At 51.3% G+C, this 14,058-nt stretch carries 11 protein-coding genes; all 11 read left to right on the forward strand.

The genetic code is table 11. From position 1 onward, the window contains the following. Positions 1-8: 8 nt before the first annotated feature. The 11 genes from HUK38_RS04410 to pnp all read left to right on the forward strand — a co-directional run bounded on the left by HUK38_RS04410 (position 9) and on the right by pnp (position 14,044). A complete protein-coding gene (locus tag HUK38_RS04410; protein WP_182582862.1) occupies positions 9-797 on the forward strand; it encodes a hypothetical protein in 789 nt (262 codons plus the stop codon). A gap of 139 nt (positions 798-936) precedes the next feature. Further along, positions 937-1,383 carry a hypothetical protein gene (locus HUK38_RS04415; RefSeq protein WP_182582863.1) on the forward strand — a complete coding sequence of 149 codons (447 nt, stop codon included), beginning with the start codon at positions 937-939 and terminating at the stop codon, positions 1,381-1,383. An 82-nt stretch (positions 1,384-1,465) separates the two neighbouring features. Continuing rightward, positions 1,466-2,311, forward strand: a complete 846-nt coding sequence (locus tag HUK38_RS04420) for a trypsin-like serine peptidase (RefSeq protein ID WP_238787467.1) — start codon at positions 1,466-1,468, stop codon at positions 2,309-2,311. A gap of 246 nt (positions 2,312-2,557) precedes the next feature. Then, positions 2,558-4,423: a phosphoenolpyruvate carboxykinase (GTP) gene (locus HUK38_RS04425; protein ID WP_182582867.1), complete on the forward strand. Its 1,866-nt coding sequence runs from the start codon at positions 2,558-2,560 to the stop codon at positions 4,421-4,423. Positions 4,424-4,806: 383 nt separating this feature from the next. Next, positions 4,807-5,274 carry a ribosome maturation factor RimP gene (gene rimP, locus HUK38_RS04430; protein WP_182582869.1) on the forward strand — a complete coding sequence of 156 codons (468 nt, stop codon included), beginning with the start codon at positions 4,807-4,809 and terminating at the stop codon, positions 5,272-5,274. Positions 5,275-5,289: 15 nt separating this feature from the next. Then, on the forward strand, positions 5,290-6,795 hold the full coding sequence (nusA, locus tag HUK38_RS04435) for a transcription termination factor NusA (protein WP_182582871.1): 1,506 nt from the start codon (positions 5,290-5,292) through the stop codon (positions 6,793-6,795). Positions 6,796-6,812: 17 nt separating this feature from the next. Beyond that, on the forward strand, positions 6,813-10,049 hold the full coding sequence (gene infB / locus HUK38_RS04440) for a translation initiation factor IF-2 (protein WP_182582873.1): 3,237 nt from the start codon (positions 6,813-6,815) through the stop codon (positions 10,047-10,049). Further along, positions 10,046-10,513 (forward strand): 30S ribosome-binding factor RbfA, encoded by a 468-nt coding sequence (gene rbfA / locus HUK38_RS04445; RefSeq protein WP_182582875.1) that lies wholly within the window; start codon positions 10,046-10,048, stop codon positions 10,511-10,513. The genes infB and rbfA overlap by 4 nt, the downstream gene beginning before the upstream one ends. Before the next feature lie 6 nt (positions 10,514-10,519). After that, positions 10,520-11,458 carry a tRNA pseudouridine(55) synthase TruB gene (truB, locus tag HUK38_RS04450; protein ID WP_182582877.1) on the forward strand — a complete coding sequence of 313 codons (939 nt, stop codon included), beginning with the start codon at positions 10,520-10,522 and terminating at the stop codon, positions 11,456-11,458. A 78-nt stretch (positions 11,459-11,536) separates the two neighbouring features. Continuing rightward, positions 11,537-11,806: a 30S ribosomal protein S15 gene (gene rpsO, locus HUK38_RS04455; RefSeq protein ID WP_182582879.1), complete on the forward strand. Its 270-nt coding sequence runs from the start codon at positions 11,537-11,539 to the stop codon at positions 11,804-11,806. A 132-nt stretch (positions 11,807-11,938) separates the two neighbouring features. Continuing rightward, positions 11,939-14,044 (forward strand): polyribonucleotide nucleotidyltransferase, encoded by a 2,106-nt coding sequence (pnp, locus tag HUK38_RS04460; RefSeq protein WP_182582881.1) that lies wholly within the window; start codon positions 11,939-11,941, stop codon positions 14,042-14,044. Positions 14,045-14,058 lie beyond the last annotated feature (14 nt).

Consider the following 14,058-nt stretch of genomic DNA (forward strand, 5'->3'; position numbering starts at 1 on the left):
TCAAAACCATGACAACGCTTGAATTAGCAAGCGTCATTTTGACGAGTGAGTTTGCATTCGCAACGGTATTGATTGCGTTTTTATTACGCCGTCAACAGCGGCAAGTTCATCATGCGCAAACCGTTGAAGTGACGGCGCTGCATGAAGAATTAACCACCCATGAGCCGACGCGCCGTGAGGCGTTAATGGATATTTTTGAAACTACTTATGGATTGCGCGGGCGGGCTTTAGCGGCACAGGTGGATGAATATCTCGGCCGTGAAAAGGCGTTTTATGAAGCGATGTTAAATGTGTATTTACGCCGCGATGGTAAACAACTCAAAGATGTGCCACAGGAATTGCTCAAGGTATTATCGCCCTGGGTTGAGATTGCGCCAACAGCAATGCGTAATGACATTGTTGGGGCATTACAAAGTGAAAATGTGCGCTTGGCTACTGAATTAGAAACCAACCGCTACACCATTGCTAAGTTATTAGATGAATACAACGCTGCATTTCACCGTCATCAAATAGATAAGTCAGAAGAAAGTGCTTCTGTGCCACCGCCGCAAGAATTGTCCACTATTCAATCCACCGCGCCGGTGCTATCTGATGACGCTAGTGATGAGCTAGATTTTTCTTCGGAATCAATTGCCCCAACTGATGTGAATTCTGACATTGATAAATCACCGCGCCCAATGCCCGTTGCAGAGAAAGCGGAGAAAGATGATTCACGCGATGCGGATGGGTTGGCAGATTTATTTGACTCAACCGCGCCAGTGGCGGGATCAGTACCTAAATCATCACCTACGAATTAGCATCATAGATACGCTTAATTTGGTCAATTTAATAGTGCAGTCAATTGAATTGACGCATTTTAGTTGAGTCGTTGCAATTCAGGCGGGGTGAAGTGGGCGTCACCTCGGATACATTTTAATTAAATGGAAGCGTCCCGTTATGAATGATACTTTGAGTAAAATCCGTGCTAAAGCGGAACACGCATCGGATTCACAGGTCACGCAACAACAAACTCAGCAGGTGGCGGCGGCAATTCGAGCGCGAGCGGCGGCACCATTATTCGCGGCATTTAACGATATTAAAAACGAGTTTGTCCGCGTGGATTTATTAAAACAAATCTGGCCAACTGATTTTGATCGCCGTAATGATCGAGTGATTGGGTTGGTAATTGAAATCATTGGTGGCGATGCGCATCCGTGTGGATTGAAACTGCAAATCCCGGGCGGGCATCGTAGCTTTGCGGTTGAATTAGCGGCAGATGGATCAATTGCGTACACCTCCACCCGCGAGGCGCAAGGTGGCCGGCCACAATACATTACGTTTCAAAACGAAACGCAGTGGATGGAGTTCTTTTATAAAACGATGGCATATATCCTTGAAGTTTAATTGCCATTCCATTTTGTTATCTCAATTAATCACTCACACGCGCTCGTTGCGAATAATAATAACGGTGGCGGCTGTTTTATTATTGATAACACCTGCGCACCCGACAGAATCGCCGCCCACGCCGTCTGCTGCGCCCGTGCCGTTGGTGGAATCTGACCCTGATGTGTTGCGCTGGCTGCCGCCGGGTTATCCTATAACGCGAGTGCAGGTCAACGCGCAAGCCTATCCCTGGCGCTCGATTGGGCGGGTGACGACCTACGGCGGGCAACAGTATTGCACTGGGACGCTGGTGGGCGAGCGGTTGGTGTTGACGGCGGCGCATTGCGTGTGGCGTTTGCGGCAATTTCCCTCTGAAATCAATTTCTTAGCGGGATTTCAACGCAACCAGTACGTCGCCCATGCCAAAGCCCAGCGACTGCATTTTGCGCCCAATTACGCCGGTCCACCGACCAGTCCCGCGCCGCATGACGCCAATCCTCAAGCGCTGGAGGCGGCATTTGGCGATGATTGGGCATTGGTGGAATTGGGCGAACCGATTGGTCAGCAGGTCGGTTTTCTCGACTGGTTGGCGTTGGATGAGGCGCAGGTGGCGCAACTGGGCGGTTTGGCGCAGGCACAATTTGCGATTTCGGGCTATCGCAGCGACCGAGCGTTCGTGCAAACGGTGGATCACGGCTGTCGTTTGGCGGGTTTTACGGCGGCGGGGCGCTTGATTGTGCATGATTGTCCGCTGATGCCAGGCGATTCCGGCGGGCCAATTTTGCTGGCACAGAACGGGCAATATCGAATTGTTGGCATGGACGTTGCTGGAGTACCCGATAAAACGAGCGTGGTGCCGGCGCTGCGCAATCAACCGCGCATGAAACGGGGGTTTGCGGTGCCCATGACCAATTTAGCGGCGACCTTTGCCGCGCTGAAACAGTTTTAATTTAATTTTTAATAGCGGTATTTTAATTATTAGTGATCGGTTCCACGCGCTCGCCCGAGAACAAAAACAGTTCCAGCGCAAGAGCAATTAAATCGTTTTTTATTCATTAAATGAGGTGAATAACACACCAAGAATTGTCTTTGCAAAAACAGCGAGTTCATACCGCGCCGCCGAATGCAGCGGCAATTACCACGATGTTTTGGCAGCAATGATGCTGACCGCGCTCTTGATGAGGATTGATTGACAATGACCACCACGCATGATGGTAAAAACCGTACCCGCAACGCCAAATTACTTGCTTGGGTTGATGAGATGGCGCGATTGTGTACACCCGACCGCATTTATTGGTGCGATGGCTCGCAAGAAGAATATGAGCGCATTTGTCAGCAAGCAGTTGAAAGCGGCACCTTTATTCGATTGAATCCAGACAAACGCCCGAATAGTTTTTTAGCCCGCTCGCATCCAAGTGATGTGGCGCGAGTAGAAAATCGCACCTTTATTTGTTCAGAAAAAGAAGAGGATGCTGGACCAACTAATAATTGGATGGCACCAGCGAAAATGCGGGCGCGCTTAAAAGAATTATTTAGCGGTTGTATGCGCGGCCGCACCATGTACATCATTCCGTTTAGTATGGGTCCACTCGGCTCACCAATGGCACATATCGGAATTGAAATCACCGATTCGGCTTATGTTGTCGCCAATCAACGTATTATGACGCGCATGGGTCAAGCGGCGCTCGATGTATTAGGTGAAGATGGCGAATTTGTGCCGTGTATGCACTCAGTCGGGGCGCCATTGGAAATTGGTGAACAAGATGTTCCCTGGCCCTGCACGCCAACTATTGAAGATAAATACATTACCCATTTCCCCGAAACCCGCGAGATTTGGTCATTCGGCAGCGGCTATGGCGGCAATGCGTTATTAGGCAAAAAATGTTTTGCATTGCGCATTGCATCAGTCATGGCCCGCGATCAAGGCTGGTTAGCTGAACACATGTTAATTCTCGGCGTTGAGCCCCCCAATGGCGGTGCAAAACGCTATGTCGCGGCGGCATTTCCCAGCGCCTGCGGTAAAACTAATTTCGCCATGTTAATTCCCCCAACGGGATTAGAAGGTTGGAAAGTCACCACCGTCGGGGATGACATCGCGTGGATTAAACCTAATCCTGATGATGACACCTTTTATGGCATCAATCCCGAATACGGTTATTTCGGCGTCGCCCCCGGAACGAATGCCACGTCTAATCCCAACGCATTAGCCACCTTACGCGCCAATGTCATTTTCACCAATACCGCATTAACCGACGATGGCGATATTTGGTGGGAAGGATTAACAGATGAACCGCCGGCGCATTTAATTGATTGGCAGGGTAATGATTGGAATCCCGGTTGTGGACGCATGGCCGCGCATCCCAATTCACGTTTCACTGCCCCGGCCGCGCAATGTCCATCTATTGACCCTGAATGGGAAAACCCGCGTGGCGTGCCAATTAGTGCCTTTTTATTTGGCGGCAGAGTGAGTAAACATTTTCCATTAGTTTTCCAAAGTTATAATTGGGAACATGGCGTTTATATGGCGGCGACAATGGGATCAGAAGCCACCGCGGCCGCAATTGGGCAAGCGGGAATGCGCCGCGATCCAATGGCGATGTTGCCATTCTGCGGCTACAACATGGCTGAGTATTGGAAGCATTGGTTGCGCATTGGGCGGCGCGATGCGGCCACGCCGCCGTACATCTTTCGTGTTAATTGGTTCCGCAAGAATGAACACGGGCATTTTATTTGGCCAGGATTTGGTGAAAACATGCGCGTATTGAAATGGGTTATTGATCGCTGCGATGGGCGGGCTGGAGCAATTGAAGGGCCGCTCGGCTGGTTGCCAGCTTATGAAGATATTGATTGGACGGGGATTGATTTTCCGCGTGCAGCGTTCTTTGCCATGATGAATATTCATAAAGAAGTGGCACGGCAAGAGACGGTAGATCAGGAAGAGTTATTTACCCGATTTGGCGATCATTTGCCGCGTGAAATGGAATTGCAACGCGAATTGCAATTGGCGCGTTTGTATCATTCACCCGAGGTTTGGGATTTATCACGCGCACGGCGGCGTTAATTCACGGTGATAATCAAGCGGCGCGAAATGTTTATTCGCTATTGCGTGAAAAGTGTCGCCGCCGCTGGTTGATGCCGTTAAAATAGCAATTTAGCACTTGATAACAGATGATCGCGTCATTGCATGGTTGGGAATAGTTGTTTCGCCGTCGTATTCGCGCTAGACTTGGCCGCACTAGGGACTGTCACAGTCTTGCAGTTAAGCGCGTGGAGTGGGAAAAAACCTTGCCCCAGGCTCGTTGAGAGGCGGTCGGGTAGGGCGGGAACTCCAATCGGCAGTTTTATGCAAACCCCGTTTTCGGGGTTTTTTTATCGTTAATGAGCTATTGCAACCACGATTTAGACAACTTTAAAGATTCACGCCAATAAATAAACATCATCAACATGCGGTCGGTTAATCCACATCTATTACAACTTGCGCGCTCGGCAGTCGCTTCATTGGATTGCGAAGTGATTGGCGTTGAGTGCATTCAAGCCGGCGGTGGTCATTTAACCGTGCGCGTGTATATTGATAAATCTGACGCCGCTATCACTGTAGATGATTGTGCTGCCGTTAGTCATCAATTAAGTGGGCTATTGGATGTCGCCGACCCCATCCCGGGGCAATATGATCTGGAGGTCTCTTCGCCGGGATTGGATCGCCCGTTATTTGAAACAGCGCATTTTATTCGCTTTACTGGTCAGCGCGCCCGGGTGCGTTTGACTGCTAAATTTGCCGATCGGCGCAATTTTGAAGGGCTGCTCGCCGGGGTTAATCACGATCAAACACGGCTGCGGCTTGATGTCAATGGTGAATTATTTGAATTGCCATTTGATTTAATTGATAGCGCCCGGTTGGTGCCGCATTTCTAATCCGGGGAACCCGCAATGAGCAAAGAGATTTTACATGTCGTCGAAGCGGTATCGAATGAAAAAGATGTCCCTAAAGACATCATTTTTGAAGCAATGGAAGCCGCACTCGCATCTGCCACGCGCAAAAAACACGGCGGCGATATTGATGTATGCGTTCATATTGACCGCGAAACTGGTAAATATAGTGCTATACGGCGGTGGGAAATCATTACTGATCCAGATGGGCAACCATTAACTGCGCCGGGGCGGCAAATCACTTTTTCCGCAGCATGTGAATTAGAACCCAATGCGGTTGTCGGTGGTTATATTGAAGAATCAATTGAAGCGGAAGTATTTGGGCGAATTGCGGCGCAAACAGCCAAACAAGTGATTGTGCAAAAGGTGCGTGAAGCCGAGCGCGCTAAAATTGTTGAAGCATTTCGTGATCGTGTGGGTGAATTAGTCACCGGTTTAGTGAAAAAAGTCGAGCGGGGCAGTATTCTGCTGGACTTGGGTGGTAATGCTGAGGCGTTAATTCCGCGTGACCAGATGATTGCGCGTGAATCCGTCCGCTCGGGTGATCGGTTGCGTGGTTTATTATACGAAGTGCGCTCCGAACCCAAGGGACCGCAATTGTTTATTAGCCGCACCGCCCCCGAGTTATTAATTGAATTATTTCGTTTAGAAGTGCCAGAAGTGGGTGAAAATACGATTGAAATTCTCGGCGCCGCCCGCGATCCAGGGTTACGCGCTAAAATCGCCGTGCGCACCAGTGATCCGCGCATTGATCCGGTCGGCGCCTGCGTTGGAATGCGCGGTTCTCGGGTACAAGCGGTGTCGAATGAATTAAACGGCGAGCGCGTAGATATTATTCTGTGGCATGAAAATCCGGCGCAATATGTGATTAATGCGATGTCGCCAGCTGACGTGGTTTCAATTATTATTGATGAAGATGCGCGTTGTATGGACGTCGCTGTGAAAGAAGAAAATCTCTCCCAGGCCATCGGACGCGGCGGGCAAAATGTTCGCCTTGCTAGTCAATTAACCGGCTGGGAATTGAATGTGATGAGTGAAGCGGCGGCGGCGGCGAAGAGTGAAGAAGAAGGGCAGCGGTTAATTGCTAATTTCACTGCCCAGTTGGATGTTGATAGCGATATTGCGGCGGTATTGGTTGAAGAAGGCTTTACCAGCGTGGATGAAATCGCGTATGTGCCATTGGCGGAATTACAGGCGATTGCTGAATTCGATACGGTGACGGTGGAATTATTGCGTCAACGTGCGAAAGATCGCTTATTAACCCGGGCAATTGCGACTGAAGAAAATATTGATCCGGTTCCCTCTAGTGAATTATTAACCATGCCCGGTATGGATGATGCCCTCGCTTATCAATTAGCGCAGCGTGGAGTCACAACCATTGATGATCTTGCCGAACAAGCGGTGGATGAGTTAATGGATATTGACGGGATGGATGAAAAACGTGCGGCGGCGTTGATTATGAAAGCGCGTGAGCCATTGTTTGCCGACGAGTTGAGGCGCGACTAGGTTGCAGAGGTGTTGAAGTGAGTAGCGAAGTAACAGTAAAACAATTAGCCACAACCGTTGGCATCCCAGTCGAACGCCTCCTCGCCCAGCTACATGAAGCCGGCATCAAAGCCGACACGGCTGATGCGCTCATTACTGAACCGGAGAAGGTGCAGTTGTTGACGTATTTGCGCCGCAGTCATGGCAAGCATGAAGTGACCGAAACGGCCACGCCCGAGCGGGTGACGATTCAGCGTAAATCGATGAGTGAGTTGCGCCAAACAGCCGCGGCGGTGACGAGTAATCGTGCTGCGGCAACGCGCCCAAATCCGGCGCAGCAGCGGGCGTCTAAAACGGTTAGTGTCGAAGTGCGGCGGAAGCGAACGTATGTGCGGCGCAGCGAGGCGGCGGCCGGTGAGTCGCCAATACCCGCCGCACCTGAGGTCGCGCCGTCAGTGGCGGGGGCAGAGGCGCCGGTGATGAACCAGCCGCCGCCGGCCGTTCCAGTTCTAACTGATGTCATGCCGCCGACGGTGGCGATGACTGCGCTACCGGCGGTTGAGACTGCGCCAGTGCCACCATCTGATGACGCACCCGCGGTGACAGTCACGGCGGCAGTCGCCACGCCACCGTCGGAATCTGAGCCGTCAGTGTCACCAACATCAGTGTCACCAACATCAAATGATGCGCCGGTCAGCGCCGCGCCAGCAGTGACGGCAAAATCTACCACTGCACCGGCGGGGCGTTCTGGTCGCGCACCGGCTAACACGCAGTCCCCGACAACTGGACGGCAGCGCTCTGGTCAGGCGGCGAATAAACCCGCTGGTGCTGGCGCAGCACCAGGGGGTGGACGCGGTTCACGGCGGAATGCGCCTGCGGGTGGTGCTGGTCGCCCAGCGCCGGATCAACGCCGTCAAGCGGCACCGGTGGATGGTCAACGGCGGCGGGCAGAATTGGAGGCGCGCCGTGCTGAAGATGATGCGCGGCGGTTGGCCGAGCGGGAGGATTTGGATCGTCAACAGAAAAAAGATGAGGCTCGGCGGCGGGCGGATGAAGAAGAACGGCGGCGCTTGGCTGAGGAAGCACGGCGCTTGGCTGAGGAGGAGGCACGGCTGGCTCGATTAGCCGCCGAGCAGCAGCGGTTGATAACCCCCGTTGTCGCGGTGGTGGATGATGAGTTGGTCGAGGAGATCATTGCGCCGCGTCCGCCCGTGCCACCGGTGACGTCAAAACGTGAGAAGCCGCTGGACGTTGATGCGGATGATTTGACGGTCAAGCCCGTTAAAAAACATGTCGAGCGCTTGGAAAAAGAGAAGGAAAAGGTTGTCAAAAAGGCGCCGCGCAAGGATGTCGGGCGTGGCAAGCGGCTGGATACGGTGGCGGTGGATTACGAGGAAGAGGATGTCGGTGAAGCCGCACCTGTTGGGCGGTCGGCGAATCGGCGGCGGAAAAAACCCACCAAGCCGCAACAATTGGTGGATAAACACGGGTTTCAGCGCCCAACTGCGCCGATGGTGCGCGAAGTGGCGATTCCCGACACTATTTCGGTCGGTGAATTGGCGTCGCGGATGTCGGTCAAAGTGGCCGAGGTCATCAAAGAACTGTTCAAGCAGGGCATGATGGTCACGATCAATCAGGTGCTGGATCGGGATACCGCCACCATCGTGGTTGAGGAACTCGGCCACAAGGCGGTGGCGTTTAATGAGCAGGATGCCGAAGATACCTTGTTGGCATTTTTAGAAGCGGAACAGGAACAGGCCACGCGCCTGCCGCGGCCGCCGGTGGTGACGATCATGGGGCATGTGGATCATGGCAAAACGTCGCTGTTGGATTACATTCGCCGCACTCGCGTCGCAGCGGGTGAAGCGGGCGGGATTACGCAGCACATTGGCGCATATCATGTTGAAACGCCGAAAGGGGCGGTCTGCTTTTTAGACACGCCCGGTCACGCCGCGTTTTCTGCCATGCGGGCGCGGGGGGCGCAGGTGACGGACGTAGTGATTTTGGTGGTCGCAGCGGATGATGGTGTGATGCCGCAAACGGTGGAGGCAATTAACCACGCCCGCGCTTCCAATGTCCCCGTCGTGGTGGCGGTGAATAAAATGGATAAGCCCGGCGCCAATCCTGATCGTTTAATGCAGGAATTAACCCAATACGCATTGGTGGCAGAAGAATGGGGCGGCGAGACCATGATGGTCAAGGTGTCGGCTAAAACGGGATTGGGCATTGATGAATTACTCGACGCCGTGTTATTACAAGCTGAAGTATTAGAATTAACCGCGCCACTCGGCGGTTCCGCACACGGCACCATTATTGAATCGAGTTTAGAAAAGGGCCGCGGCCCCGTCGCCACTGTATTAGTGCAATCGGGGACGTTGCGCACCGGTGATATGTTAGTCAGCGGTTGTGAATACGGGCGGGTGCGCGCTCTATTTAATGAAACCGGTCAACAAGTGCAGAGCGCCGGGCCATCAATTCCGGTGCAAGTTTTAGGATTATCCGGCGCCCCGAATGCGGGTGATGATGTCATTGCCGTTGTGGATGAAAAACGGGCGCGTGAAGTGGCTGAATTACGCCAACAACGTGAACGGCAATCCAAAATGGATGAGCAGCGCGTGGCCAGTTTGGATAAATTGTTCTCGCAATTCAAAGAGGGCGAGGCCAAGAGCGTTAATCTTATTCTGAAAGCCGATGTGCAGGGCAGCGTCGAGGCATTGCGCAGCAGTCTATTGCAATTAACCAGCGATGAAGTCAAGGTCAATATCGTCGCGTCTGGCGTCGGTGGTTTAACTGAATCAGATGCCAATTTAGCGGTCACATCCCACGCCATTTTATTAGGCTTTAATGTCCGCGCCGATGCACAAGCGCGACGGATTATTGAAGAAAAAGGCTTGGATTTGCGCTATTATTCAATTATCTATGAATTAATTGGCGATGTAAAACAGGCAATTTCCGGGCTGCTCAGTCCTATTGTGACCGAAGAAATTATTGGCTTGGCCGAAGTGCGCGATGTATTCCGCTCATCCAAATTCGGCGCCATTGCTGGGTGTATGGTCACAGAAGGCGCTATTCGGCGGAATAATCCCATTCGCGTCCTGCGCAATCATGTCGTGGTCTTCACCGGCGCATTAGAATCATTACGCCGCTTTAAAGACGACGTGCAAGAAGTCAAAGCGGGCATAGAATGCGGCATTGGCGTTAAGAATTATAATGACGTGCAAGTGGGCGATCATATCGAAGTGTTTGAACGCACCGAACGGGCGCGTGAATTGTGACCACCAATTATCATGCAAAACGGCGCGCACCGAATAACACCCGCTATGAACGGGTCGGCGCTGAATTATTACGCGCATTAACGTTGATTTTGCGTGATACGGTCAAGGATCCGCGCCTCGATAGTATTACCGTACATGAAGTGCGGGTCAGCCGTGATTTAGCCTATGCCAAAGTATTTTTCACTTGTTTTACTGATTCTCATTCACCGGTGGACACCTCGGCGGGATTAGAAGCTACCCAACAAGCGCAGCAACATCATCAAACTCAGCAACGGTTATTAAATGGTTCATTAGCCGGTTTTTTGCGTCAAGCATTAAGCCGCGCCGTGCAATTGCGGGTGATGCCTGAATTGCATTTTGTTTATGATGATTCCATTCGCCAGGGCGAATATTTGGCGGCATTAATTGAAAACGCACAACCTGTCCATTCAGTTGACGAATTAGACGATTCCCATACAGCGTAATGACACATGGCTAAACGACCCTCCGGCCGCGCAGTTGCCGGTATTCTGCTGCTTGATAAACCCATTGGCATTACCTCCAATCATGCGTTACAGCGGGTTAAACGATTATTTTACGCCGCTAAAGCCGGTCATACGGGCAGTCTTGATCCACTTGCCACTGGTTTATTACCGCTGTGTCTTGGTTACGCGACCAAGTTTTCGACGTTTTTATTAGACGCCGATAAACATTATCGGGTGCGAGTGCGCCTCGGTGAAACCACCACCACTGCCGATGCCGAGGGCGAAGTATTAGCCACCGCATCCACTGCCGGTATTACCGAATCGGCGGTGCGTTCGGCATTAACGCAATTCACCGGGGCGATTGAACAATTGCCGCCGATGTATTCAGCAGTGAAATATCACGGCGAACGGTTGTATAAATTGGCCCGCGCTGGTCAAGAAGTTGAACGCACCCCGCGCACCATTCACATTTATCAGCTTGATTTATTAGCCGTTGACTTACCCGATATTGAATTAGACGTGCATTGTTCAAAAGGCACCTATGTCCGCACCTTAGCGGAAGATATTGGAAAAGTATTAGGCTGCGGCGGCCATGTTGCGGCATTACGGCGCACCGGTGTTGGGCCGTATTTAGAAATGGGTGATACGCCGACCCAGTTTATTACCATGACTGAATTAGAAACCATTAGCCAACGCGATGAACCGCCCGCCGCTCGTTATTCGGCATTAGATGCGTTGTTATTACCGCTCGACACCGTGCTGGGGCATTGCCCGGCGGTGAAATTATCAGCGGATGCGGCCTTTTATTTACGTCAAGGTCAATCGGTTTTAATCCCGCAAGCGCCCACCGATGGCTTAGTGCGCTTGTATGATCCGTCGGGACATTTTATTGGGATTGGTGACATTCTCGACGACGGTAAAGTACAACCGCGTCGGTTATTATAATTTCGTATTGCGCTGTGCCTGAAGTCATTGTTGGGCAGCGCGAGTTTTATTCCATTTGATGGCATTAGGAGATTGCCCATGACAATGACCGCGGAAGATAAACGTCAAGTCGTAGCCGACCATGCGCGTGGTACCAATGACACGGGTTCGCCCGAGGTGCAGGTCGCGTTATTAACGGCGCGTATTAAACAACTCACCGAACATTTCACTATCCACAAGCACGATCATCATTCCCGGCGCGGTTTGGTACGCATGGTTAATTCACGGCGCAAGTTGCTGGATTATTTAAAAGGTAAAGACATTGACCGGTATCGGGCATTGATACAAAAACTTGGCTTACGGCGTTAATTCCATTTAGCATTTGGGCTGTACTGTCTTTAATAACCGTAGGCGCGGGAGTGGCCGTTTTAGATAATTAACATGCCGTTATTATTCTCAAATTCGGCGCTCCCCAACATGATCCAATGAGGCGTTAATTCTGTGACTCCAATTAGTAAAACCTTCCGCTACGGTGAACACACTGTCACGCTCACCACTGGTGAAATCGCCCGTCAAGCCGATGGCGCCGTGATGATTGCTGTTGATGATACCGTCGTATTAGTCACCGTGGTTGTGGATAAACGTGCCACTGAAGAAAAGGATTTTTTGCCATTAACGGTTGATTATCAAGAAAAGAGTTATGCGGCAGGCCGTATTCCCGGTGGGTTTTTTCGACGTGAAGGGCGCCCGAGTGAAAATGAGATTCTCACGGCGCGGTTAATTGATCGTCCCATTCGCCCGTTATTCGCCGACGGCTTTGGGCGTGAAGTGCAGATTATTGCCACAGTTAAATCATTAAATCCGGCAGTTAATCCAGAAATTCCGGCACTGCTCGGTGCATCAGCGGCCTTATCTATTGCTGGTGTTCCCTTTAATGGCCCAATTGGTGCGGCGCGGGTGGGTTATAAAAACGGTGAGTATCTATTAAACCCGGCGCTGATTGGTTTAACCCCTGATAGCGATTTGGATTTAATTGTCGCCGGTACCGAACAGGCGGTGTTAATGGTCGAATCCGAAGCACGCGGGTTATCAGAAGAAGTGATGCTCGGCGCGGTGTTATTTGGTCATCAACAGATGCAGGTTGTCATTCAAGCCATTCGTGAATTCGCCGCGGCGGTCAATAAAACACCGCTGGCTTGGGCGCCGTCAACGGTTGATTCTGAATTAACTGCGGCGGTGGCGGTGGCAACAGATCGGTTGGGTGACGCCTATCGTATTAAAGATAAAATGGCGCGTTATGCGGCATTAGATGTGATTCGTAGTGAATTATACGCACAATTAGCGACTGATAATACAAATTGGACGCAGCCGCAGGTGTACGCGGCAATTGACCAATTAGAAAAAAGTATTGTGCGCGGGCGGATTTTGCGGGGTGAACCGCGTATTGATGGGCGTGATACTAAAACGGTGCGGCCAATTACAATTCGCACCGGTGTATTACCGCGCACGCATGGTTCGGCATTATTCACACGCGGCGAAACGCAAGCATTGGTGATTACCACCTTGGGGACGGAGCGTGATTCACAAATTATTGATTCATTAGATGGTGAACACCGCGAACCGTTTATGCTGCATTATAATTTCCCGCCGTTTTGTGTCGGTGAAATTGGGCGGGTTGGTAGCCCTAAACGGCGCGAAATTGGGCATGGACGTTTAGCAAAACGCGGCGTATTAGCTGCGATGCCGAGTACGGATGAATTTCCGTATTCAGTGCGCGTGGTATCAGAAATCACCGAATCGAATGGATCGAGTTCAATGGCGAGTGTCTGCGGCACCAGTTTGTCATTAATGGACGCTGGGGTGCCAATTAAAGCACCCGTGGCCGGCGTGGCAATGGGGTTAATTAAAGAGCATGACCAATTTGCCGTGTTGACTGACATCATGGGTGATGAAGATCATTTAGGCGATATGGATTTCAAGGTCGCCGGCACCGCCGACGGTATTAACGCCTTGCAAATGGATATTAAAATAGAAGGAATTACGCGGGAAATTATGGAGGTCGCTTTAGCGCAAGCCAAAACCGGCCGGTTGCATATTCTTGGTGAAATGAATCGAGTGATTTCCAGTCACCGCACTGAGATGTCCGAACATGCCCCGCGTATTATTGAATTCAAGATTCATCCTGAAAAAATCCGTGATGTCATTGGTAAAGGCGGTGCCGTCATTCGTGCAATTACCGAAGAAACCGGCGCGACCATTGATATTACCGACGATGGAATTGTTAAGATTTTTTCAGTGCAAAAGAGTGCAGGTGAAGAAGCAAAACGCCGTATTCGGTTAATTACCGCAGATGTTGAAGTGGGTAAAATCTATGAAGGGCGCGTGGCGCGGTTAATGGATTTTGGCGCTTTTGTGACTATTATGCCCGGGCGTGATGGCTTGGTGCATATTTCACAAATCTGTGAAGAACGGGTGCAAAGTGTCAGTGATAAATTGGCTGAAGGGGATGTGGTGCGCGTCAAAGTTTTAGAGGTTGACAAACAAGGACGGATTCGTTTAAGTATGAAGGCGTTGACGGATGCAGAACGCAATAGCACGGATGACTAACGGCTATTCAACTT

The organism is Thiospirillum jenense (assembly GCF_014145225.1).
GTDB lineage: Bacteria > Pseudomonadota > Gammaproteobacteria > Chromatiales > Chromatiaceae > Thiospirillum > Thiospirillum jenense.